The sequence below is a fragment of the Leptospira idonii genome, from assembly GCF_004770995.1.
In the GTDB taxonomy this organism is placed as follows: domain Bacteria; phylum Spirochaetota; class Leptospiria; order Leptospirales; family Leptospiraceae; genus Leptospira_A; species Leptospira_A idonii.
Genome location: NZ_RQHW01000028.1, coordinates 129,091 through 151,837, shown reverse-complemented (window position 1 = coordinate 151,837; position 22,747 = coordinate 129,091). Strand labels below are relative to the sequence as shown.

The 22,747-nt window shown below is 42.7% G+C and carries 23 protein-coding genes; 12 read left to right on the top strand and 11 right to left on the bottom strand.

What is annotated here, in order from left to right:
* Position 1: 1 nt before the first annotated feature.
* The 3 genes from EHS15_RS07775 to EHS15_RS07765 are packed head-to-tail and all read right to left on the bottom strand — an operon-like array spanning position 2 to position 1,901.
* Positions 2-535, bottom strand: coding sequence for a shikimate kinase (locus tag EHS15_RS07775; RefSeq protein ID WP_135759984.1), 534 nt, complete (start codon positions 533-535; stop codon positions 2-4).
* On the bottom strand, positions 536-1,390 hold the full coding sequence (locus EHS15_RS07770; RefSeq protein WP_135759983.1) for an HDOD domain-containing protein: 855 nt from the start codon (positions 1,388-1,390) through the stop codon (positions 536-538). It lies immediately after the preceding gene.
* 7 nt (positions 1,391-1,397) lie between these two features.
* The gene (locus EHS15_RS07765; protein ID WP_135759982.1) at positions 1,398-1,901 is read right to left on the bottom strand and encodes a chemotaxis protein CheD; all 504 of its coding nucleotides are present in this window, start codon (positions 1,899-1,901) and stop codon (positions 1,398-1,400) included.
* 60 nt (positions 1,902-1,961) lie between these two features.
* On the opposite strand from EHS15_RS07765, the gene EHS15_RS07760 reads away from it, so the two are divergent.
* From EHS15_RS07760 to EHS15_RS07750, 3 genes are all read left to right on the top strand, one after another.
* Positions 1,962-3,188, top strand: coding sequence for a TraB/GumN family protein (locus EHS15_RS07760; RefSeq protein ID WP_135759981.1), 1,227 nt, complete (start codon positions 1,962-1,964; stop codon positions 3,186-3,188).
* A 111-nt stretch (positions 3,189-3,299) separates the two neighbouring features.
* Positions 3,300-3,635 (top strand): hypothetical protein, encoded by a 336-nt coding sequence (locus tag EHS15_RS07755; RefSeq protein ID WP_135759980.1) that lies wholly within the window; start codon positions 3,300-3,302, stop codon positions 3,633-3,635.
* A gap of 71 nt (positions 3,636-3,706) precedes the next feature.
* Entirely contained in the window at positions 3,707-4,150 is a 444-nt protein-coding gene (locus tag EHS15_RS07750; protein WP_135759979.1) for a four-helix bundle copper-binding protein, read from the top strand.
* A 57-nt stretch (positions 4,151-4,207) separates the two neighbouring features.
* Here the strand turns inward: EHS15_RS07750 and EHS15_RS07745 are convergent, their stop codons facing one another.
* The 3 genes from EHS15_RS07745 to EHS15_RS07735 are packed head-to-tail and all read right to left on the bottom strand — an operon-like array spanning position 4,208 to position 8,436.
* Complete coding sequence (locus EHS15_RS07745; protein WP_246051954.1) at positions 4,208-5,065, bottom strand: esterase/lipase family protein; 858 nt, start codon at positions 5,063-5,065, stop codon at positions 4,208-4,210.
* Between the two features lie 48 nt (positions 5,066-5,113).
* On the bottom strand, positions 5,114-7,276 hold the full coding sequence (locus EHS15_RS07740) for a CHASE2 domain-containing protein (protein ID WP_135759978.1): 2,163 nt from the start codon (positions 7,274-7,276) through the stop codon (positions 5,114-5,116).
* Complete coding sequence (locus EHS15_RS07735) at positions 7,273-8,436, bottom strand: M48 family metalloprotease (RefSeq protein ID WP_246051953.1); 1,164 nt, start codon at positions 8,434-8,436, stop codon at positions 7,273-7,275. Before EHS15_RS07735 ends, EHS15_RS07740 begins: the two co-directional genes overlap by 4 nt.
* A 167-nt stretch (positions 8,437-8,603) precedes the next feature.
* Here EHS15_RS07735 and EHS15_RS07730 point away from each other — a divergent pair, with 167 nt between their 5' ends.
* From EHS15_RS07730 to EHS15_RS07710, 5 genes are read left to right on the top strand one after another with little or no spacing between them, the layout of a single operon-like run.
* On the top strand, positions 8,604-10,100 hold the full coding sequence (locus EHS15_RS07730; RefSeq protein WP_135759976.1) for a hypothetical protein: 1,497 nt from the start codon (positions 8,604-8,606) through the stop codon (positions 10,098-10,100).
* A 12-nt stretch (positions 10,101-10,112) separates the two neighbouring features.
* The gene (locus EHS15_RS07725; protein ID WP_135759975.1) at positions 10,113-11,570 is read left to right on the top strand and encodes an OmpP1/FadL family transporter; all 1,458 of its coding nucleotides are present in this window, start codon (positions 10,113-10,115) and stop codon (positions 11,568-11,570) included.
* A 5-nt stretch (positions 11,571-11,575) separates the two neighbouring features.
* Positions 11,576-11,935: a hypothetical protein gene (locus tag EHS15_RS07720; protein ID WP_135759974.1), complete on the top strand. Its 360-nt coding sequence runs from the start codon at positions 11,576-11,578 to the stop codon at positions 11,933-11,935.
* An 8-nt stretch (positions 11,936-11,943) separates the two neighbouring features.
* Positions 11,944-13,362, top strand: coding sequence for a UTP--glucose-1-phosphate uridylyltransferase (locus EHS15_RS07715; RefSeq protein WP_135759973.1), 1,419 nt, complete (start codon positions 11,944-11,946; stop codon positions 13,360-13,362).
* The gene (locus EHS15_RS07710) at positions 13,359-13,616 is read left to right on the top strand and encodes an LA_0364 family Cys-rich lipoprotein (protein WP_135759972.1); all 258 of its coding nucleotides are present in this window, start codon (positions 13,359-13,361) and stop codon (positions 13,614-13,616) included. Before EHS15_RS07715 ends, EHS15_RS07710 begins: the two co-directional genes overlap by 4 nt.
* Here the strand turns inward: EHS15_RS07710 and EHS15_RS07705 are convergent.
* Positions 13,606-14,247, bottom strand: a complete 642-nt coding sequence (locus EHS15_RS07705; protein ID WP_246051951.1) for a TetR/AcrR family transcriptional regulator — start codon at positions 14,245-14,247, stop codon at positions 13,606-13,608. The two genes, EHS15_RS07710 and EHS15_RS07705, sit on opposite strands and share 11 nt — an antisense overlap.
* Before the next feature lie 124 nt (positions 14,248-14,371).
* Between EHS15_RS07705 and EHS15_RS07700 the strand changes: the two genes are divergently transcribed.
* The gene (locus tag EHS15_RS07700; RefSeq protein ID WP_246051949.1) at positions 14,372-14,782 is read left to right on the top strand and encodes an acyl-CoA thioesterase; all 411 of its coding nucleotides are present in this window, start codon (positions 14,372-14,374) and stop codon (positions 14,780-14,782) included.
* A 1-nt stretch (position 14,783) separates the two neighbouring features.
* On the opposite strand, the gene EHS15_RS07695 is transcribed toward EHS15_RS07700, so the two are convergent.
* Genes EHS15_RS07695 through EHS15_RS07680 form a run of 4 tightly spaced genes read right to left on the bottom strand, consistent with a single transcriptional unit; the run spans position 14,784 to position 18,924 of the window.
* Positions 14,784-17,198, bottom strand: a complete 2,415-nt coding sequence (locus tag EHS15_RS07695; RefSeq protein ID WP_246051947.1) for a C1 family peptidase — start codon at positions 17,196-17,198, stop codon at positions 14,784-14,786.
* A 2-nt stretch (positions 17,199-17,200) separates the two neighbouring features.
* On the bottom strand, positions 17,201-17,842 hold the full coding sequence (locus tag EHS15_RS07690; protein WP_135759970.1) for an energy transducer TonB: 642 nt from the start codon (positions 17,840-17,842) through the stop codon (positions 17,201-17,203).
* Position 17,843: 1 nt separating this feature from the next.
* The gene (locus EHS15_RS07685; RefSeq protein ID WP_135759969.1) at positions 17,844-18,245 is read right to left on the bottom strand and encodes an ExbD/TolR family protein; all 402 of its coding nucleotides are present in this window, start codon (positions 18,243-18,245) and stop codon (positions 17,844-17,846) included.
* A gap of 10 nt (positions 18,246-18,255) precedes the next feature.
* Positions 18,256-18,924, bottom strand: coding sequence for a MotA/TolQ/ExbB proton channel family protein (locus tag EHS15_RS07680; protein ID WP_135759968.1), 669 nt, complete (start codon positions 18,922-18,924; stop codon positions 18,256-18,258).
* 182 nt (positions 18,925-19,106) lie between these two features.
* Here EHS15_RS07680 and EHS15_RS07675 point away from each other — a divergent pair, with 182 nt between their 5' ends.
* From EHS15_RS07675 to EHS15_RS07665, 3 genes are all read left to right on the top strand, one after another.
* Positions 19,107-20,966 (top strand): hypothetical protein, encoded by a 1,860-nt coding sequence (locus EHS15_RS07675; RefSeq protein WP_135759967.1) that lies wholly within the window; start codon positions 19,107-19,109, stop codon positions 20,964-20,966.
* 64 nt (positions 20,967-21,030) lie between these two features.
* On the top strand, positions 21,031-21,387 hold the full coding sequence (locus EHS15_RS07670) for a PilZ domain-containing protein (protein WP_135760093.1): 357 nt from the start codon (positions 21,031-21,033) through the stop codon (positions 21,385-21,387).
* Between the two features lie 348 nt (positions 21,388-21,735).
* A complete protein-coding gene (locus EHS15_RS07665) occupies positions 21,736-22,731 on the top strand; it encodes an IPT/TIG domain-containing protein (RefSeq protein ID WP_135759966.1) in 996 nt (331 codons plus the stop codon).
* Positions 22,732-22,747 lie beyond the last annotated feature (16 nt).

The window sequence follows — 22,747 nt, the reverse complement described above, 5'->3', positions numbered from 1 at the left end:
GTTAGTCGGGAAAACCCAGAAGGTCTTTGATTTTATCTGCGGCGTCTTCTTTGGAGAGTTTGCTCATATTGATTTTATAATGGGAAGATTCGTAATAAACAGGGAGTCTTTTTTTGAGTATCTCCGCATAGGCCTTGTTTTTCGCTAGATCCGGCCTTGTTTTATCGCCTTCCACTTTCTCGACAAGTTCGTTGAAGTCCTTTTCCAGAAGGATGATTCGTCCTAATTTACGCAAAATGGAAAGTTTCCTTTCGCTGGGAATTTCGTTTCCATTCTCATCCAAATCGAAAAGAATTCCACCGCCGCAATCGAGAATGATTCCGTCCGCATTCTGTAATTTTGATAAAATAGAATATTCTAAATCACGAAAGGCCTTCCATCCTTTTTGTTCCACGAATTTAGGAATGGGGATTCCTCCGTTTTCATAAACGATGACGGAATCCGTAGATACCACTGGGAACTGGATTTGTTTGGACAAGGTTCTGGAAACTTTCGATTTTCCCGCTCCTCTGGGGCCGACTAAAATGATATTCATCTAAACGTTTAAAAGATCGGCAAGCCCGGCTTGTAAATCGGGGATATGAACGAAGTAAGATTCGATGTCTTGTTCCGTGATTCCCGTTTGAGACAAGGCAAAAGGGGAGATAGGAACGGATTCCCCTCCGATATCGATTCCGATTCCTGAAACGACGATAAGGATGCTTGCGATGTGCACTACGCTGGTGAGAAGAGGGTTCACCTTTGAGTTTTCAGGATTCAAATAATTGGCGACTACATCTACAAGTTCGGGAGGAAAATTCCAACGCTTCAATAGGTTTTCGGAAACTTCCATATGAGTGTATCCGAAATATTTTTTTTCCAAATTAGGGAACGGTTCTTTGTTCTCTTTCAATTCGTTCTTCAATTGGAACAGGATGGGTTGAAAGAATTGAGCGAGTACGATTTTACCTACGCTGCAAAGCAGACCGGATGTGAATGCTAAGTCTTTGTCTATATTTAGCTTTTTATGATTTACGATTTTGCTGGACATGTCTGCCACAAGAAGAGAGGCACTCCAAAGTTGTGCAGCTTCCAATTGGTAACTGCTTAGATCTTGAGACAAAATTCCTTTGGCTGCAGTGAGTAAAACGATCTCTTTGACCGTTTTGGTTCCCAAAGTCATGAGTGCTTCTTGTACGGTACGGATGGGTTTGGCCGCACGGTAGTAGGCGGAATTGGAAAGTTTAATGACGGAAGCAGTGATCGCAGGGTCTTTCGAAATTTCGGAAGCAAGCTCGGCGATATTCACGTCCGGCTTTTGGAGTTTTTCCAGAACTTTACTTACGACGGACGAAATCGCTGGAAGTTTGTTTACATCTTTGAGTATTTCGTCAACTTTTTCCTTTTGCATAAATCGCCTAACGCACCTTATAAAGGTATTTTTCCATACCCGCTTTTTTCAATAAGACTCTTCCATCGTCACAGTATAAACTGATGGTTCTCCCTTCATTGCCTGCTATATCTTCCACTATGATAGGGATTTTTCTTTCTTCCATAAATTTTTTGACGATTGCGATGTTTTGCTCTCCGATGTTCTGCAAAAAATTGGAATTGATTCCTTTGAACATGGAAGCCCCGCCGAACATTCTGCAGGAAAACTGACCGATAGAAGAACCTGCAAAGCCCATCATTTTGATGAGTTCCGGGAGTGCGGTCTCTCCGTATTTATGAGGGAATTTGATGGAATCTTTTCCGGTAGGATCCTTCGCCAGCATGATATGAGAAATGGCACCGATTTTTTGTTCCGGATCGTAAAGAACGATCCCTATACAGGAACCTAAAGTGGTTCTCAGCACATCTGTGCCTCTTCCTACTTTGATATCGGCAATGCCTACATTGATGATTTTTGATTTTATAGACATTCTACTTGTTTTTGGAGAATGGAACCGTTTCTTAGGTTTAAACTATAGAAATCATACGCAATGGCTTCAATCAAAAAAACTACATCCAAACCAAAAACCTCGAGAAAAACTCCTTTTGTCACGGAAGAACCGTATCGCCTGGAATATGTGGGAAAAACGGAAGTTCATATTTTGGGAACCGCTCATGTTTCCGAAATCAGTGTCAAAGCGGTAGAAGATCTAATCGATGCCGTTCATCCTGATACCGTTTGTATAGAGTTATGTGAATCTAGAATGAAGTCTGTGGAAGATCCGGACTATATGAAGAAATTGGATATCTTCAAAGTGTTCAAAGAAAGAAAAATGTGGCTTCTTCTTTCCAGTCTGATCCTATCTTCCTTTCAGAAAAAAATGGGACATGGTTCCGTGCGTCCCGGCGATGAAATGAGAAAGGCGATTCAATTAGGACGGAAGTCCGACAGTAGAATCGTTCCCGTCGACAGAGAGATCCAAACCACTCTGAAACGCGCTTGGGGCAATGTGAGTTTTTTTTCTAAGATGTATCTGTTCTCCGCTCTCATCACTTCTTTGTTCGTAAAAGAAGATGTGAGTTCCGAAAAAATCGAAGAGATGAAAAGCGAAGATATCCTCAAAGATCTTTTTTCTCAGATCCCTAAAAAATACGAATCCATCAAACATGTGATCATCGACGAAAGAGATCAATACCTGGCGGAAAAAATCAGAAGAGCCGCCTCCGATCCTAAGGCAAAAAAAGTGGTGGCTGTTGTGGGAGCAGGGCATTTACAGGGAATCATCAATCATATCCAACATGAACATGATTTAGCGGTATTGGATGAAGTTCCTAAACGCAAATGGCAAGATACAGTGAGCCTAATCGCCTATCCTTTGTTTTTCGCAGGATTATTCGCATCCATCACTTGGTCTCAAGGAAGGGATGCGGGAACGGAATTTTTGTATCAGCTTGTTTTGATCAAAGCCGGTCTTGCCGCATTGGGAGCTTTGATTGCATTTGCGCATCCGCTTTCCATTTTGCTTGCGGCTGTGGTGGCTCCCATCGGAACCTTCATCCCCATCCTGAAAGCGGGTTGGGTGGCAGGTTTGTCCGAGTCGTATTTGCGAAAACCCTATGTGGAAGATTTCGAAAATATCGCTACGGATACGGAAACTTTCTCCGGTTTTTGGAAAAATCGAGTGATTCACATCTTCCTGGTCTTCCTTCTCCCCCAATTGGGCTCCAGTTTCGGGAGTATTATTGTCGCATGGAAGGGTTTCCAACAAATTTTTTGACAAAATGAAAAAACCCATCGTCTAAAATCCAGAGTGCAAACAATTTTTCAGAGGCATATTTCGAGTACACTGATTTTAGCATTCCTGCTTTTTGTAGGATGCAAATCGGCTTTGCTCGATCTATGCCCAAATCTTTTTCCTTCGGAAAAAAGTTCTGCACAAACGGAAGTTTCTCATCTTCCCAAATGTCATGAGACATCTTCTTCGGAACTACCTGCTCAGGATTCCGGTTGCCAATGTCCTCTTGCTTTCCAAGAAATTCGTGATTCCGATTCCTCCGTTAGCCTGCAAAAATCCTTAGAGATCTATTTTGCCGGCCTTTTGATTTCCGCATTCATTTTCGATCTTCCTCCTTTTTGGGAGCCTGTTTCCGCATCCTCTTTACTTTCTTTCGATTTTCTCGATCCTTCGGATCATTTTTTACAATCTGTACGGCTTTTGATTTAGAATTCCGCAAATGAGGTGCCTCATTTGTTTTTTTAGTTTTTGTTTCAAAATTAGAATATAAGGAATTATATATGAACCGTAAAGAATTCGTAACCAAAACCGCAGTCGCTCTCACTACAGTAGGAGCCGTTTCCAATCTCTTCGCAGAAGATCATACTAAACATGAAATGAGCGGAGGCAAGTCCTCTTCCAAATACGCAAAAGCGTTGATGTCGGCAATTCATTGTAAGTTGGCAGCTGAAGTTTGTTTGGGACATTGTATCACCGAACTTGGTAACGGAGATAAAAGTTTAGGCGCTTGTGCAAAGTCCACAAGAGAAGTCATCGCAGCCTGCGAAGCTTTTATTTCTTTGGCAAGCCAAGAGTCCGCTTTCACTAAAAAATCGGCGGCATTGTGTTTGGAGATCTGTGAAGCATGTGCGAAAGAATGCAAAAAACATGCGGATCACCACAAGGTTTGTAAAGAGTGTTTGGATAGCTGCCTTGCCTGCGCAAAAGAGATGGCAAAGGTTTAAATAGAAACCAAAGCCTCTTTGATCCTGGATTTTCAGGAGAGAGGCTTTGTTCTATGATTATTTTCTTTTTTTCTTCGTGGCGGCCTTCCTGGTTGGGGAGGCCGCTTTTTTTCGGGAAGGTTGCGCCGCTTGTTTTTTCTTAACTGGCTTTTTGGAGGAAGATTCGGCTTTCTTCTTCGCCTTATTATAGTTAGAAGGCTCGTATTTCGAAAAATCGACTTCGATCTTTTTAGGAACCGCAAGTGCAGGACCCGCTTTCGCAGTTCCGAATTCTGTTTGAGGATCTTTAGGAGTCCCTAAAAACTCTCTTAAAGTACGTAAGTTTTCGTGTCTTCGAACCAAATTATAATTTCCGGGAATATCGAACCATAAATCTCTTCCTTGGCCGAATTCAGTACCTTCTTGAGGAGTGAAGGAAAAGTCCTCAATGGCGGAGAGAGGTTGGAAAAGAGGAAAAAACAAAGCGTTTTTGTAGTTCTGCTTCACCCAATCCGATTCATAGCCCCAATAAGAATAACGCGTATTGTTGAAGTTTTCCGCTCCATGAAAAGGAGTTCCTAAAGTGATGAGTCGTTTGATCTTTCTGCGGGCTTCGTCGGGAAGAACCAAACAAAGAAGCCCTCCCGAATTATGGGCGATCACTGTAACGTCGTTAGGTGCTGTTAGGATTTGTTTCGATAGATGAAGGACTGCTTCTTCGATGGATTTAGGATTGCGAATTGTGGACAAAACGGAAACATGAAAGCCCAGATTATCCAAATTGGACTTCAATCGGTAATAAAACGCCTTACCCGCCAGATGACCTGGAACGATCAGAATATTTCTGCCTACACAGTTTTCCGGCTGTACATGACCGGGAAAATAAAAGGAGATCCTTGCCCAGAGTCTTTCCAAACTTTCTAAAAATCGAAACATACAAAGAGAATTATCTTGGATGCGATTCTTGTCTAGGAAAATCAGAGATTATTTGGATGTTCTTGTGTAGACTCCGTCCCAGTTTTCCGAAGGAGGGGATTGGAACAAAACTTCGCATCGTTTGATGAGCAGTTGGCAAGCGGCATCGTCTTTTCCGAAGTAAGTCATCGCTTTTTCGAATGCTTCCAGGGCGTCTTTCCAGTTTTGTTTCGAATAAAAGTCGAATGCTTTACGGTATTGCGCTTCTCCGTGAATCATCGCTTCGGAAACATCCGATTTTTTTCCGATGAGTCCGTAGATTTTGACGGGCGCCTCTTTCCCTTTCACTCGGATTCGATCCAAAAAACGGAAATGGAAATGTTCTCTTCCTTTTTCCTCGATGGATTCGGAAACTAAAATATCCACTCCATAGTCTTTCGCAGCAGCTTCCAGTCGGGAGGCCAAATTTACAGTGTCTCCCATCATCGTATAAGAGGCCAAACTGTCCGTTCCCATAAAACCGACCTTAGCTGGTCCGCAATTGAGTCCGATACGGATTTTCATATTTCTGGCAGATTCGGAATAATCGTTTTTTTCTTTCCACTGCGCCTTCAATTCTTTCAGTTTGGAGATCATCTCCAAACTAGCTTGGCAGGAAAGGATAGGGTGAGATTCGTTTTTGAGAGGAGCGCCGAAGATACCTACGATCGCATCTCCGATGTATTTGTCCAAAGTTCCCGAGTTGAATTTCAGTATGACCGTCATTGCGGAAAGATATTCGTTGAGAAGTCGCGCCAGTTCGCTTGCGGACAACTCTTCACTGATAGAAGAGAATCCTGCCACATCCGAGAAGAACGCAGTGATCTCCCATTCTCCTCCTTTTTTTAAGGATTCCAAATCTTCCAAGGCATGGGATACTACTTCCGGATCGACTAAGTTCCGTAAGATGTTATTGTATTTTCTTTTATCGATCCCTTCTATATAATTCAAATAAGCGAAACCCAACAGATAGGAAACAGGGAAGGTAGCGACAAAAGGAGCGGGAGGCAGAATAAAATCGTTCCTGAAAAAAATATAAAATGCGATAAGAAAAACTAACGTTGCGAAAACGGGGCAGGCGATTCTCAGCCAGTGATGTGTGCTGAAAAATAAAACATAGGTACTGATCAAAAGAAGGACCAATGCGAATATAAATCCGTAGATGTCTTCGATTTCTTCCAAAACATGGCCTTCCAGCAGATTGGAAATGAAAACAGCTTGTGCGATCACACCCGGATACAATCCGAAAGGTGTGACCACATCGTCATGAGTGGCCGCTGCGGAAGTTCCGATGAGAACTATTTTATCCGTAAATACGGAAGGAGAGACGATGAGTTCCGACTCATCTACACCTTCATTCAGTTTGGTGAGAGATTCTAAAACTCCTCCTGCGGAGTATCTGGGGATCTCGGATAAATCTTTTTTGGAATAAAAATAAGAACGGATGAGTCCTCCTTTTCCTAGAGGAAAGGAAGTGCTCGTGTTTTCTTTTTTTACGGTGATTTGATCTTCCTCCCAACCGACTTCCATAGGTTCCCCTTTTGAGAACCCTTGCAGAGCCACGGTAGGAAGATGGTAATTTTTTACCCGCATAACGGGAGGAAAACGTCTTAGAACTCCGTCCGCATCCGGGATGACATTGACTGCGTGAATGAAAGGGGAAGTGGCTCCTATTTCCCCGCTCGGAAAAGAAACTGCTTCGAAAACAGGGAAGGGAGTTTCTGGAGGAAGATGGATGAGATGTTTGGAGATGAGATCTATGTTTCTGGGTTCTTCGTTTCCCGCTTCTCTATCTTCTCTCATTTGAACCGCATGAGATACGAAAGGAAATGCCAGATTCGCTTCCGCCAAAGAAAGATCGTCTTGAGAATATTCAGTGAATAGGATATCCACCATTCCCAGCTTAGGCCCACCCTTATATAAAAAATCGAAGATCAAAGGATAAACGGAACGTTTCCAGGGCCAACGTCCCAATTCAGGATCGTTCGCATATCTGGCTAAACTGTGTTCGTCGATGTCGATGATGACTACGTCTTTTGAAAAACGATGATGAGACGGTAATATGCTGAAAAAGGAATCCGTCAGTTTGCGGTTCCAGAATTCGATGAGCCCGATCCAGGAAAAACCGACAAGTAACAAAGCGGGGATGAAAACACTGAGAGAAAAAGGAAGAAGGTATTTTTTTTGGTTCATGGAATTAATTTTTTCATCTGTGTCCATTCCTCTTTGGGAGGGATCACTCCTTTGACGGCAGCACCTGCTTCAGCTTTCACAAGTTTGGCGATTCTGGAAGAGGTATCCGGATGAGTCGATGTCAGATGTTTGGAATGTTCGTCTTTTGCAATTCTGGCAAGATAGTTGCCCAAGGCCTGAGGGGTGTATCCCCATTCGGAAGCCAAACTCACTCCTGCTTCGTCCGCATCCCATTCTTGAGAAGCGTCTCTTCCCGTTTCGTACAATTGTTTTTCCAACTCATCTAACGTAGCGGATGCGGCAGCGCTGATCACTTCTCCTCCCGAAGGGGCAAGCATGCTTGAGATGATTTCTAAAAATACGTTTTCGGAAGGAAACTTTCCGCTGTGAAAGAGTGCGATATGTCCGATCTCATGACCTAAAACTCCCGCCAGTTCCGATTCTGATTGGATCTTCGCCAAACTTCCCTTAGTGATGAATATGAATCCCCCCGGACAGGCATAAGCATTGATTTCGTTCGAATTTAGAATTCCGAAACGAAAACTGAGTTCGCTTCTGGAAGATACGGATGCGATTTTGTTTCCCAGACGATTCAGATAACGTGTGAATTCTTCGTTTTGCACCAGTCCGTATTTTTGAATGAGCCTTGCCGCTAAAGCTCTTCCTATCTTAACTTCTTTTTTTGTTTCTTCCGAAACCGGTTCGGAAGATGGAACCGTTGTTTCCGTAGAAGCGTTGGTTTTGTTCGATTGTTTCGTAACGGAATTGTATTGATTCGGCTGGTTGGATACATCTCCTACCGATTCCAGCCAGCGCAAGGATTCGAAATCGTAAAGATCCGCTCCACCTCTCACTCTCATTTTTTCCGTTTCCGATAGACCTCTCGCTGCGGCCGTTTTGGTGAAGTCGGATGCTCTTTGTCTGGCTGTAACTGCTTCGGAAGATTTGGAAGAAACTCCCAATTTGATTTTGGATCCGGGAGGAATAGGGGAAATAAATAATTTAGAAACCCACCCCGTTTTATCTTCATGACGAACCTGAACGAACAGCCCTTGTTCGTCCATAGGAGTGAGGCTTTCTCCTAAATTAAGAGGACTTCCTTCTGCGGTTAACTGCGGTTGGGCTAATAGTTTTGCCTTAGGACTTTGAACATAGAACAATCCTTTAGCAAATGTTTCAAAGAAACAGCATACGAACAAAAAAAACAACAGAAGGGAGCGTTTCATTAAACGCTATATAAGAGGACGAACATTGCATTTGAAAACTCTTTTTTACAATTTACGATTGCAGTTGACAATTTATTTCCTCACCCACGAATCTTGCAGAAATGAAACGAGCCTTGTTATTGCCTTTCCTCATTATGTTCTTGATTGCTGATTGCAAAACCGGAAAGGACAAAAGTAATACATTTGAAAGTTTACTCATTCGATTTCTCATTCGAAACAGTGGAAGTTCCGTTATCAATCCGGAGCTTCCATCCAGTTTGAGCGTTCCCGTTCCCAGATCCATTCGTAAATCTCCTAGTGCTTCCGCTTCCGTGAGAAGTGGATTCGCAAAAGATGCGGAGGATGTGATCAACGGAGGCGACTCAGGGATTGCGATTTTACAAGAAGGAACTTCGATCGTCGCCAACATCCTGCAAGAATCCAAAAGAGATTTGTTTTTAATTTCAGGTGTCTATGCTGCCGCAAAGGCAAAACCTGGAGTTTGTATTCCCGGAGGAACCAGTTCCGTTTCCATTCCTCCGGAAGCGATTACAGAGTTCGAAGAAGGGATGCAAAATTTAGGTCTCTCTGCGGATGAAGCTAAGGCGGAAGTGGCTCGCTTGCAGCAGTTGGGAACACTGCCCACAGTTGGGCAGTCCATTCCTTCTCCCGCAATCGTATATAGTTCTCCGAGTGACCCTGACTTCGATCATCAAGTTTCATTTTCTTTCGGAGAAACCATCAGCGCTTCGCAAGGTTGCCCTTCGAATAACAAGTTTCAAAAGGTAATTCGTTGGAAGGCGGACAAATCCAGAATTTATTCTTCCGTAGAAAAAAGTCTGAAGATATTCAATGTTTCCTTGGAAATTAACGGCAACATAACCTATATCGGAGGAAACGGCAAAAAAGACAAAGCGATTTTGAAAACAAGCCAGGTCAGCAGTTTCGGACAAGCGGGAAAAAGCAAAGGATCCACTCGATTCATTATGGAACAATGCAGCCAAGACAGCGATGCAAATACGGGAAATTGTACTACTCTCAGTTATGCGTCAACATCCGAAGCAAACGGTTCCAAACTGACTAGTTCGGTGGAGGGAAGAACGGATGATTTCGGCGGTTATGTAAAAACTAAATTCAAAAACCCTGCAGAATCGCAGAATTATGTGATCGAAGAAGTATACGATCCGGACGGAACCATCACTTGGTTGAGTGTCGATGACGGAGTGAGCACTTATGTTTACGGAGACTTCGATGCTGATTTAGCCGATCTCTACGGGTTCGGAGGAGACTTCGATTTCGAAGGAGAAGTGAAATTGGATTTTCCTTCTTATCCTCCTCTAGGTGTGGGAATCGGAGCGGGATTCACCGATTACGATGCTTTCGTAGTGGTTCCTGCAGGAGAGGATCCGAATGACGATGAAGAAGTGATTTTAGGAGAAGGCGAATACGAAGATGCCAACTCGAATAACATTGTGAATTCGGGAGAAGTTTATATCGAATATTGGGGAGAAGACACGGACGTTCCTAATTTGAAGGTTTGGAGGATGACATTTGATCCTGTCACCGACGACTTGTTATATGTGTTATTGCCCACAGCGAGCGTAGTGGTCGCGCCATAAATCAAAAAATATATGAAACAAAAAATAAAAAAAAGAATTCTTTTCAGTTTAATAGCAGCGACTCCTGCTTCCCTGTTCGCATCGGAGCCGTTTAACAACATACAAGGGTTTTATGGAGAAAGAGCCGCAGGTCTAGGAGGCGCGTTTACCGCAATCTCCGACGATCCATCCGGGGCCTATTATAATCCTGCAGGATTGGGTTTCGCCTATAACGACGGAATCTCCGTATCTGCGAGTAATTTCAAAAACGCAAAAAGAAGTTATATCAATATAGATTCTCCCGGTCAGGTATATAATCAGACTCACGAAGGATACAATCCTAACTTTATCGGAATTTTGAAGAACTTCGACAAATGGAAGTTCGGTTTTTCGATCGTAAACACCTATAACTACTCTTACGATCGTGCGGATCAGGTGAACTATCCTTTGGTTTCTCCTACCATCAACCAGACTAGAAACTATGTAAAAGAAAAATATTCCCAACTTCTAGTGGGTCCTAGTTTCGCTTATCTATTGAGCAGCAAACTATCCTTCGGCGCAACTCTTTATTATTTCAGCGACACTAAGGAAATTTCTAGATCCCAATTTCAACAGTTCAATGATCTTACCTATGTCATGCGAAACTATGTGGACAATCGAAAGACCACCGGTTTTATGCCTGTGATCGGAATTCAATACCAACCTGTACAAAAATTATCCTTCGGGGTAAGTTTAAGACGTATCTTCGTAACAGGGGGAAATCGTCTCTATAACGAAGTTTATACGGATTCGGCACGTGCCAGAGGAACCGCAGCAGTGGATTTTATCGAAGGAACCGATGCAGGATTTTCTTCCGTAGAGAACGGAGCCATCACTCAAAAACCGAAATTGATCGGCTCTATCCCACAGACGACAGAGATCCGCTGGGGGGTTGCATATTTCCCTACTTCAAGACTTCTTGCGGCTTTTGATATGATCTATACTTCCGGTTATAAAATGAGCCGATCTCAGGACGAAGTGAGTTACTTGGGAAGAAGAGCCACATATACAGTCAACGATAGAGAAGTGAGAGAACTAACTCGGGAAGCTACATTGAACTTTGCAGGCGGGATGGAATACTACGTAATGGATACTTTCTCCGTTCGGGCCGGTTTTTTCACAAACGAGCCGAATACGAAGCCTATTTCTTGGACCCAATCGGCAGTGGATTTATATCTTCAAAGTGCATTCAACAACCAAGTGGCAGCTACTTCCGGAGATACCACATTGGTTTATAAAAATGCTCGTTCCGGGACAGATCCTAGAAATGAATATTCCCGCAACAGAGGTTTGAGTTTGGGCGTTTCTTGGGTCACTTCCAAGTCGGCACTGTCATTGACCTATATTCGAGAAGTCGGATCCGGAAATTCCCGAATTGACCCCAATTCGCTTTCTCAATCTTTTGAATATAGTGCTCATTCTCTCTATATTATGGTGAGCTCTCGGAATTAAGATTTTTGCGTTTATCGATCCTTCTACTTTTGATAGCGGCTTTGCCGGTTGCGGCAGAGTCGCCTAATTACGACAAAGCATACAAAGAACTTCCCATTGCCTGGGAAAGATTGTATCCTCTCCCATTTCAAAAAATCACCAAAACCGATCCCCTGAAAAAGGGGATTCAATTGCAAAAAAGAAAGGACAACCGAAAGGTTTGGGTCTTTAATTTTAACGTTTTTATGACAAAATACGATCTTGTGGAAAATCTTCCTGTCCCGAGGGAGGAAGGTCGTGAAATTCTTGTTTTTTTCCTCTGGGAGCCTGGAAATTTGGAGGAACCTTATCGCATTCACTTAGGTGAATGGAATGAAAATCTCTAGGGGGGAAAATGTCAGTTTCCAAAGAAATAGCGGAACAATTGGTTCGGGAAACCATGGAAAAAGAAGGTTTGAGCAAAGCTTTCATCGAAGATTTCCTAGAAAAAGTTGATTCTGTCCGCAAAGGAGAAACAGGCATTGTCCGTTGGGAAGAAGTAGGAGATTTGAATCCGAAAGAGGATGAAATCGATTTCTCCGAAATCCAGCAGAAGTATCCGGCAGATCCTCAAGCTCTATCCAAACTGGTTGTGGTCAAATTGAACGGAGGTTTAGGAACCTCTATGGGTTTGGAAAAAGCAAAGTCCCTCATTCCTATGAAAGACGGTAAGTCTTTTCTTGCGGTAATGGCCGCACAAATCGAATACATTCGTTCCAGGCATCAAATCGAAGTTCCATTGCTTCTGATGGATTCTTACAACACTCAGAAAGATTCCGCAGAGGAATTAAATAAAATCGGGTTCCGTCAAAACTTTCCCACCAGTTTTCTGCAACATAAAGTACCAAGACTCAATTCAAAAGATTTAACACCCGTTCATCTATCCAACCCCAAAGAAGAATGGTGCCCTCCCGGCCACGGAGACATCTACTTTACTTTGGTAGAGACCGGCATTTTGGATGAGCTTCTCACCGCAGGATACGAAGTGGCCTTTCTGTCGAACGGAGACAATTTAGGTGCGACGGTAGATCCTCATATCGTTTCCTATTTTTTAAAGGAAGGGATCGACTTCGCTATGGAAATGACTCCCAAAACCCTTGCGGATAAAAAAGGGGGAGCCATTTACCGTAAAACGGTAGGAGGTCGTTTCGTAAAATACGAACTTTTAGAAACGGCGCAAGTACCTAAGGAAAACGAACACGAGTTCAGCGGTCTTGGAAAATTCAGAACCTTTTCCACAAATAACTTATGGATCAATCTTCGTTCACTGAAGAAACGTTTTGCGGAAGGGAATTTTTCTCTTTCTTTGATCGTCAATCCGAAACAAGTGGAAGGAAAAGATGTGATCCAATTGGAAACTGCGATGGGTTCCGCAGTCGGCAACTTTCCCAAATTCAAAGGAATTATCATTCCCAGAGACCGTTTCGCTCCTGTGAAAAAAACGGAGGATTATTTGGTTCGAAGATCGGATGCGTACACTTTGAACGAAGATTTTTCACTCACTATGTCCAAGGCAAGAAAGGAAAAGGGTTTGGGGGAAGTCATCGTAAGTTTGGATGAAACATTCTATAAAAAGATCAACGCTTTCGATTCCTTGTTTCTAGAATATCCTTCCATCGTGTCTTGTGAAGAATTGAACGTGAAAGGAGAGGTGGAGTTCGACGCAACTGTCCGAATCATCGGCAAAGTGAACATCGAAAATCGATCTGGTCAGAAAAAGAAAATTTCCTCTCTCGGTAGATCCGTGTTAGAGAATGAAACAGTAGTTTTATGAAAAAACTTTTTATTCTAAGTTTATTTGTTTGGCTGTCGGATTGCGGCGCCCCTTTTTCTCCGAGAAGCAGTTGTTATGAAAGAAATAAATGTTCCACGATCGAAGGGGAATGTTTTTTAAAAAACGATGTGCTCTTTAAAGGAGTGACTGCTTCTCCTTCCTATTCCTCTCAGGATTTCTCCATTCTAATGGGAACTTGTATCGGTTTGGAAAGGAAATGCAGAGACAATTGCCAAAGCAGCACTATCTTCTAACTCTTCCGATTCTTTCCTGCATAGACTCTTTCATTCTTTCCAAATAATTCATGTTTTGTGAAAGTCTCCAGTTCATCAAGGCTCCTTCGTAAAGTGTGATCAAATCTCTGGAAAGCCCTAAGACATCCGTATTCGGCAAAATCCATTCTTCCGATTTCATCTTCTCCCAGAAACGAGAGAACATGGATTCCCATTGTTGGATTGCTTGGCGAAATTCAGTAGCGAAAGGTTCCTCCGAACTGGGAAATTGACAGGAAAAAATCGCAACAGGACAGCCGTGATAGATGGATTCTGAGGAACGAGTTTGTAATAAAATAGCATCCGCTAGGTGATTTACGAATTCCTCCGGGTTGTTGCTTTTTTTTAGAATGGCACGAAACCATACCTGGATTTCCAAAGAATAGTTTTGAATTACGCTTTTTCCTAAATCCGCTTTGGAAGGATAATGATCGTAAAAAGAAGCTTTTGCGGACTTCGATTCTTTGATGATCTGATTGATCCCCGTATGATAATACCCTTGTTCATAGAATAAACGTTTGGCGGTAGACAGAATCCTGAATTTGGGAGAAAGGGAAGGGGATTCTTGTGTTTCCAAAGAGTTCATTGTTTCTACCGAAAGAAAATCTACCACCTCCTAGAATGCTCCTTTTTCCGGGAAAGTCAAGAAAAACAGACCAAATTGTCTGTTTTTTGGATTTGACAGACAGACCGGTCTGTCAAAAGCTTCAAGTAGATAGAATCTCGCGGGGGATAGGATGAAAGTTGCAACGGAACCGTTTCTTTCTGAAATTCAAGTGTTGTGGAGCCAGATGGATTCCAACGGCCATGTCAATAACGGAGTGTATCAGTTTTATTTTGACGAAGCCAGGATGCAGGCTTTGGAAAACGAAGGGTTTTCCCTTGCGGAAATGAGAGCCAAGAAGATCGGTCCTGTCATCTACAAGGCGGAGTTGGAATACAGCAAACCGGTGAGTCATCCGGATACGGTCGCCATAGAAACCAGCTTCGGAGAGCTTTCCAAAGCGAAAGGCAAAGTGTTCCAAACGATGAAACGGATGTCGGATGGAGCTGTGGTCTGTAAGGCGGTATTTCATTCCCTGTTTTTCGATTTCGAAAAACAGAGACCTTGGAAATTACCCGATTCTTTTATTGAGAAGTGGAATTGATTTACTCTCTTACGAAAGACAAATATCCTTTTTCAGGCAATAAGTCTTTTTCCAAAAATTCTCCGGAAAGGGAGTCCTGATTCGGAGAGAGTTTGATTCTCCATCTTCCTTTTTCTTCGAGAAGGTTGGAGTCTACTATGTTCTTCCCTCTATAGAATTCTTGGTTGTTCCATTTCAATATGTAGCTGTCTTCCGTTTCTTCCGGCTGAATTTCCAGACGAACTTGTTTTACGGAAGATTTTCCGTCCCAATACATAGCGGTCCAAGGACCGACGAACTTAGTAATGGTGGATTCTCCGAAAGTTTTGATCTTTTTTAGATCGGCTACGATATCACTTAGAACTGCGATAAACGGTTGTGAAGCGATACTTTCTTCTTTGCCTGTTTCTTTCGCCTTCAGGATGAAAAAATAAAACTGATTTTTCTCCAATCCGGGTACGGATACTTCGGAAGCGGATCCGGGAACTTGCGCTACCTTCTTCCATTCTGTTTCTTGTTTTCTTCGCGAATAGACTGTGTATTGTTCTACGGAAGGATTTTTCTTCCAAACAAGAGTGACTTCTTTTTTGGAAAGATTTTCTACAATGCGAGTGAGCTCAGGAGTTTTGGAAAGTTCCGCTCTTTTGGAAAGAATGGAAGCGAATCCGGTTTCTACTTCGGAAGGCTGGCTGTATCTTTGTTCGCTGAAAATAGCGGAAACGGAATAATCGTTTTCCGTAAGAGGAGGGTTGGAATCCGCAAAACTTGTGTCTTTCGTATTGCCGATTTTTTCCCAATTTTCATCCGCATTTTTTCTTCGGAAGACGGCATATTCATGCGCCGCAGGAGAACCATCCCACTCTAACAGAACTTTATTGATATAAACGCCTTTGGTCACAGCAAGTCCGGTAGGTTTCGGCTTCACACTTTCGGAAGGATCCAAATGTGCGGAAACATAGGAACTTCCTTCCCCGTTTCTATTTTTGCCGTGAGGAAACACTCTGTAGATTTCGCTGTCTCCGTTGCGGGAAGCTTTGTAATCGATATAAACTGGTTTGTTCGTTTTGCCAAGAAAACGGAAGATTTTAATGGCAGGATTCCATTTGTAAACGGAATATTGGTCCGCAGTGATATGGCTGTCCCATTCCAATTCGATTCTGTCGTTTGTTTTAGCGACATTCGCTTTTAGGTTGGTGATGGGAAGGATGTCCGTGATCTTAACTTCCTCGCTCGCAAATCCGTCGTTAGAGTCGGAAGAAGGAAGAGAGATTCTTGTTTCGTCTAAGCTGGCGACTCTGTAAGTATAGGCCAAGTTTTTCTGAACACCTGCGTCTTCGAAAAAACTTTGTCTGGAAAGCCCCACCATCTGGAATTTGGATTCGCCTTTTCTTTTACGGTACACTTCGTAACCGATGGCTTTCGAATCTTTTGTCCAAACGATTCTGATTTTGTCCTTAAATTCTCCTTTGGAAGCGAAAACTTCCGAAGGAGGACGGAGGTCTCTTCCTTTGGAAGGGATTTTGTTAAGAACATTAAACACTTGTTTTTCGGTTAAAAGCTCCATATCTTCCGTCGGTTTACCGATATAAGCGGAACGAGTCAGTTTTTGGATGATAGGATAGGATATCGAAAGATATCCCTTGTCTCCCCATTCTTTTCCCCAAGAATTCCAAACTCGGAACGTTTTTTGGCCGTCGTCATATCCGACTAACACCAAAGATTGGGCTCCTACCAAATTTCCTGATTCGGATTGATATACGGAACTTCCTTTGGCGGATAAAAAATTTTCATACGTTAGAAAAGAAATGATGACCGGATTTTTTTCGGAAATGGCTGCTTTGATGCTTTGTAAATCGCTTGGATCGATTTTAAAGATGCGGGAGATTCTGGTTTTTCTTCCTTCTTCGATCAGGCCCGCACCCGGTCTGTTTCTAAATTGAGAAGGATTATAACCCATCTGTTCCCAAGTCACCGAACCTCTGCTTTGTGCTAGAATCAGTGTTTCCAGCAGCGATGCTCCCGTATCCTTCCCTCCGTTCAGTTGATTGTATAGAAAGGAAGGGGAATATAAATTTTTTCCGCCTTCTTCCGAAAGAGGATCCAATTCTGAGATGTCTTTTTTATTGGTTCTTTCCGCTTCTAGAAAAGAAATAAGTCCGTATGCGACTGCGAATCCTGCGCTGCTTTTTTGCGTTCCTTGGTCTCCCGGTTGAGGAAAAGATTCGGAAAGATCGAAACTTTTAGGGGGTTTGATGTCGTCTAGTGCTTGTAATTTGGGAATACTTTCGTACAATTCGTAAGGATCCGGCAATAATCCGGAAGGGAACCTGAAAGATTTGCCTTCACTGTTTCCCGTGATTGGTCGGGAGTGAAAACCGATCAGTGCGATCAATCCAACGGCGAAAAAACTGCAAATTGCGATCTTTTTCCTTTTCATCGTCATTCATCCTCTAAATCAAAAAGAATCGGCATACGATATGCCATTTTTGTCGGCTTACCATCGTTATATCCGGGGGTGTAGCGTGCCATTCTGGTGATTTTCAGTGCAGCCTCATCGAATCCGTAACCCGCTCGGCCGGAGACAATCTTTGCACCTTGCAACTGCCCCGTTTCATCCACTTGAATCATTACCACGACTACCTTTCTGCTGATATTCACAGCTTTGGCAGCTTCCGGGAAATATTGTTTTAAATCGAAATCTATGATGGGAGTAGGAGGTCTGTCTCCGTTGTAATAGAGAAGATACCCGTCTTTGTCGGTTCCGTTGCCGGAAACCTGATTCGGGTTGATGTCCGTATTGTCCGGGACTTCCGCATTTTGATCCTTATTGGAACCTTCCACCCATTCTTGTTTTTCGACGGGGGCAGGGCTGGAAGTGGAACTTACCTGAGGGAATTCCTGAAAATCCACTTCGACATCATCTAATATTACTTCTTCGTAACTTCCTCCCCACCAGGGGAGATTGTAGATCACATAACTGAGGTAAACGAATCCGTGCAGTCCGACTGAAAACAGTAGACTGAATTTAAACAGACCGAATGTGAATACCCAGATTTTGAATCTACGGAAGAGATCTTTCATTCTATTTTTTTACGGAGAGTGCGATCCTTGTGATGCCCGCTTTGCGAATGAGTCCCATGGTTTCCGTGATTTTTCCGTATGGAAGTCTTTCATCCGCAGAAAGTGTAAGTCGAGTGTTCGGTTTGATTTTGGCTTCTCTTTCCAATTGACGAACCAAAGACTCCACAGTGACTTCTTTCCCTTCCAATAAAATGTTTCCGTCTTTAGTCAATGCGACTTGAGTCGATTCTGCGACATTCGGATCTGCCGCAGCCACCTTAGGTAGATTGATATTGATCGATTCTTTTTTTAGAAAGTTGGCGGTGACCATAAAGATCACCAGCAGAACCAAAATTACATCCACCATCGGTGTGATGTTAATCGATCCTATTTCTTCTTCGTTTCCGCCTGATTGACCGGCCATGGGGAATCTCCTATTGATGCGAATGAGCAGAATGAGTCGTATGAGAATGACTTGGAATCGTTTTGGGACTAGTCACCAAATTCGCATGAAATTCTTTCGCTAAAATCTCCAAATGGGAAAGGATCACTTTCATCTTTCTAGTGAAATAATTATTTGCCATTACGACAGGGATTGCGACCGCCAAACCGGCAGCAGTTGCTAGAAGCGCTGTGGAGATACTTTTCATCACCACTTCCGCTCCGGAACTCCCTAAAGTTCCTAATCCGTGGAATGCGTTGATGACACCGAGTACGGTACCTAAAAGCCCGATGAAAGGAGTGTTGTTGCCAAGAGTGTTTAAGATAGGAAGTCTTTCTTCCAGAAGAAGTCTTTCTTTGAGGATTTTTCCTTCCATCAGCTCCTGCAGACCTTTGTGGTTCTCTTTCTCTCTTTCCAAAGCAAAATAAGTAAAACGAGTGTAAGATGTTTCCAACTCTTGAGAGTGGAGCAGTTTTTCAGCTCCTTTGATGTCCTTATGACGGAGCAAAACCGTGAGCGAATCGATAAAGGAAGAGGATTCTTTAGTTAAGTTGCGGTGAAAGATCACGAACCTTTCTATAAAAACGGCAACGGCAGCAATGCTTGCCAGAAGCATGACTACAAAGATAATTTTTTCACCAATCTCTACGAACTCTTGCATGAATCCCTCTTCTTTCAGACAGAATTTTGAGAATGGATAGCAATTAAAGTGAAAAATTCTATGAAAAATGATAACAAAAGGATTTTGTTCAGATGTGGAAAAAACTGTCATTTTGGGCTGTAGCAGACAATCTGTCCTCAGTGCCTTTTAGCGTTTGAGGCGGAAAAGAGAGGGTTTTAGGAATGATGAAAAAATTGGCAGGGATTCCTTTTTTTCTTTTGGGTGTGGTACTTGTGTATTATTACTCTGTGCGCGCCTGGCAGGTCTTTTTGGAAGTGTGTCCCAATCATGATTTTTTGTCTTGGGATGAGAATATCCGCCTTTCCTATGTTTTAGATCAATATACCGATTTTAGAGACGGGCATTTTTTCAGAGGAATTCTTCCTTTTCTGGAATCTCCTACCTGGCCCCCCCTTCGTTCCTTTACCAGTTTTCTCACACTTTATTTTCCTACGGATTGGCCGGTAACATTCCGGGATTCTTTCCAAGGTTTGTTCTTTTTGATTTTGGTTTTCCCCACTTTGTTTTATATCGCAGGAAAGGTATCTCAATCTTGGTTTTGGGGAAGTGTGATCGCATTTTTCGGATTTGTTCTTACGATTCAGACGGGAGAAGTTCCCGCCTATTCATTGACTTCCATGTTGGAAACCCAATCCATGTTTTTCCTGCTTTGGTCCGGTTACGCATTGTACCGTTTGTATGAAGACGATAACACGGGAAAAATCACCGCTTCTACGAAATGGTTGGTCGCATTTTCCTTGTTCGGTTTTTATTTTACTAAGTATCCTTACGGAATATTGTTCTTTATGGCTTGTTTCGCATACGAATTATTCCGTAATCCGGTTCAGTATAAGGAAGTCGTAGTTCACTTATATAAGAATTATGCGAAGAATGTACGACTTGTGTATCTGATTTTCGTGGTTCTGATGATACTTTCTCTCCCCGTTTTGAGAGTGGTGACCGATTTGAATCTGAATCAAAGGCCGTTCAAAGTCTTTATGTACGGAATCAGTTTGATTTTATTTTTGGATCTTTCCGTATATTTCTTTAGGAAAAGGGAAGAATTGGTAAAAGTCGTTCCTCGCACAATGATTGTTTTGTGGGCCTATGCGATTTTCCCCGCTTTTTTCTGGCTGTTCCTCAATCCGGATCGAGTCAACGCTCTTATAGATGCTCAGATGATTGTAAATCAATACACTAGAAGCTTTTTTCTCACTCTTTGGACGGAGCCTGGTGCTGATCCTAATGTTCCTGGAGTGTTTGATTTCGTTTGGGGATTTCGCATTTTGACTTTGTTTGCGTTTACATCCATTGTTTATTTTTTTGTTAGAAAACACGAAAGTGGAAATGTAAAAAGAAAAGATCCTCTTCTTGCGGCAACGATCGTGATTTTTTTGGAACTATTGATCTTAGAACTTACAACCGGGAATAAACAGCCTAGGCATGTTCTACAATTTATACCTGCCTTCGGGTTTTTATCTTTTACTTGGGCGTTGCGATTCGTGCAATATGCCGAGTCTCAAAAGAATCGAATCGCAGCTTATGCGGGTCTTGCGACGGTGATAGGTTTAGTGGGTTGGAATCTATTTTATACCCAAGGGCTTTTGGCGGGATCCTTTTTTCAAACGAAACCGTTTTGTTATCGAGGAATGAATGCTTCCGATTTTCAGCCGGCAAGAGAAATTGCGGCGGAATTGGAGGATGATAAACGTTATATTCTAATCAATGCATTTCATGATTTGAAAAAATACGAAACCAAAGGGCGACTGCTCGCTTCCGATTTCGATTTGGCAATGAAATTGAAAACATATAAACAAGGCGCTGTTCGAAATGATCATGCTTATAAATGGAAAAGTTGGTCCGAATTCGACTCGATTCTACTTTTGAGCGATGTTTGCCCGGATCCTTTTGTGGAAGAAAAGTTCGAGTCCAGATCCAAAAAACTCTCTGTTGAATCTACCTTGGTGAAGACATTTCGAGAAAAAAGCGGGATTGCCTGCCTACAGGAATTCCGTATTCTCAAGCCAGAACTGACCAAATAGAACCAGTCCCTCCCGGTAAAAAATGGGCTTGCTCTCTTTCGTAAAAAGAGGTTAGTTGGGTTCCATGTCGCAAGAGAGAAGGGTATATAAACGCATTTCCGAAAAAATCCACCTGACTTATCGAGTGATTCAGGGGGGATCCAATCAGCTTTTTCTTCCTAAGGACAAGGGGGAAGGAGAAACCCAAGACATATCCGAGGGAGGGCTTTTGTTCCATACGAAAGAGCCGATGCCTTTGGGCACCCGATTGGAATTAGAACTGCATTTCCCCGACGTAAAGTACGTATTGTACCCCAAAGCTAGGGTAGTCCGCCTGGAGGAATTCAAGGACGGGGAATACTATGAGATTGGATTGGAATTCAATCAGATGTTCGAAGACGAAAAGAAGTTAATTTTAGAACATATTCATAGATTAGAGTAATTTATGTTAGGTGGCCGAGGGGCGCCCCGCCCGAGTTAGGGTGGAGGGGAGTGGCTCGTGGGCAGCGCACCTTTTTCCTTATCATGATCCCCCTTTTGCCACAACCTGTTTCCTGTTAGCTCGAAAAAAAATCTTTTTTTGTTCACCTTTTTGCACTTATTTTGGTAGGTTTCCGTAGTTCTACGGAATTTTCTCAAAAACTAAGTATTTATTCGTAGTTAGTTGGCAATATTTCTTTCTTCGCATTCATAATCTTAGTTTATCTCCGCAAATTATATGTTGTAAATATATTGTTCTTGTTTAAGATTTTTGTATATGTCTCTTTCGGGATATGGACATCGAGGTTGTATGAAAATCACCAAACTTATGCTAACGATCTTCCTTTTTCTCGTCGTTTTTTCGAATTGTAAAAAATCTAAAAGCGATGATACCACACCTACGTTTTTACTTTTGTATCTTTATCAGCAAAGTAATGCAGATTTTGCGGATTTTTATCCTGAGCTTGGTTTTCCTGGAACCAAAACTACCATAACAGGAAGTGATTTCATTGGTTCCGCTTCCGATTATACGATCACTGTGGGCGGAATTTCTGCCACAGGCATCACTCCTGTAAATGCAAGCACCATCCAGTTCACTATGCCCGAACTCTCCGGATACAATGACAATACGACTGTAAACATCACGGTCACTCGCTCGGGAACAGTTCTTCTTTCTAAAACGATCCGCTATCGTCCTGCGGTTGAGATCACTGTCAATCAACCGAATAGTATCGTTCGCGCTCTTTCTTCCAGGGATACTAGCAGCTTCTTCAAGGTAGTAGTGGGTTCTTCCGCAGATCACCTTTTCAACGCATACGGTTATGCAGGAGCTAATCTTGATTTTTATTATCTGACTTCACCGACTTCCTCTGTCACAACAGTTGCAACTTCCTCGGCAACCGATACTGAATTCAAAAGAGTGACTCCTTTGGCAGCAGGCACTTATTACTTCCAAGTGAAACATATTTCAGGAGGCAACGTGAGTTATAAAATGAGTATCGCAAACAGTGACGGAGTGGTTGCCACTTCTACGAATAATAACGTGAATTCAAACGGCGCCGGTTCGTATTTATGTTACGATTCTCTAGGAACAGGCAGTGCTAATGTCGCTGGCAGTTGCGATGTGATCAATGCGGCAGATGTGGCGAATCGAACTGGGAAATGCACTTATCCTTCCACAGGAGGGATCACTACCAGAACCTATTATGGAAACGGATTTCAAACTTCTTATGCACAATTCACTTGTTTAACCGCAGGTAATGGTTCCATGAACGAATCGGAATCCATATTCAAAGCATTCCCTTGAAAGAAGCAGGATTGGC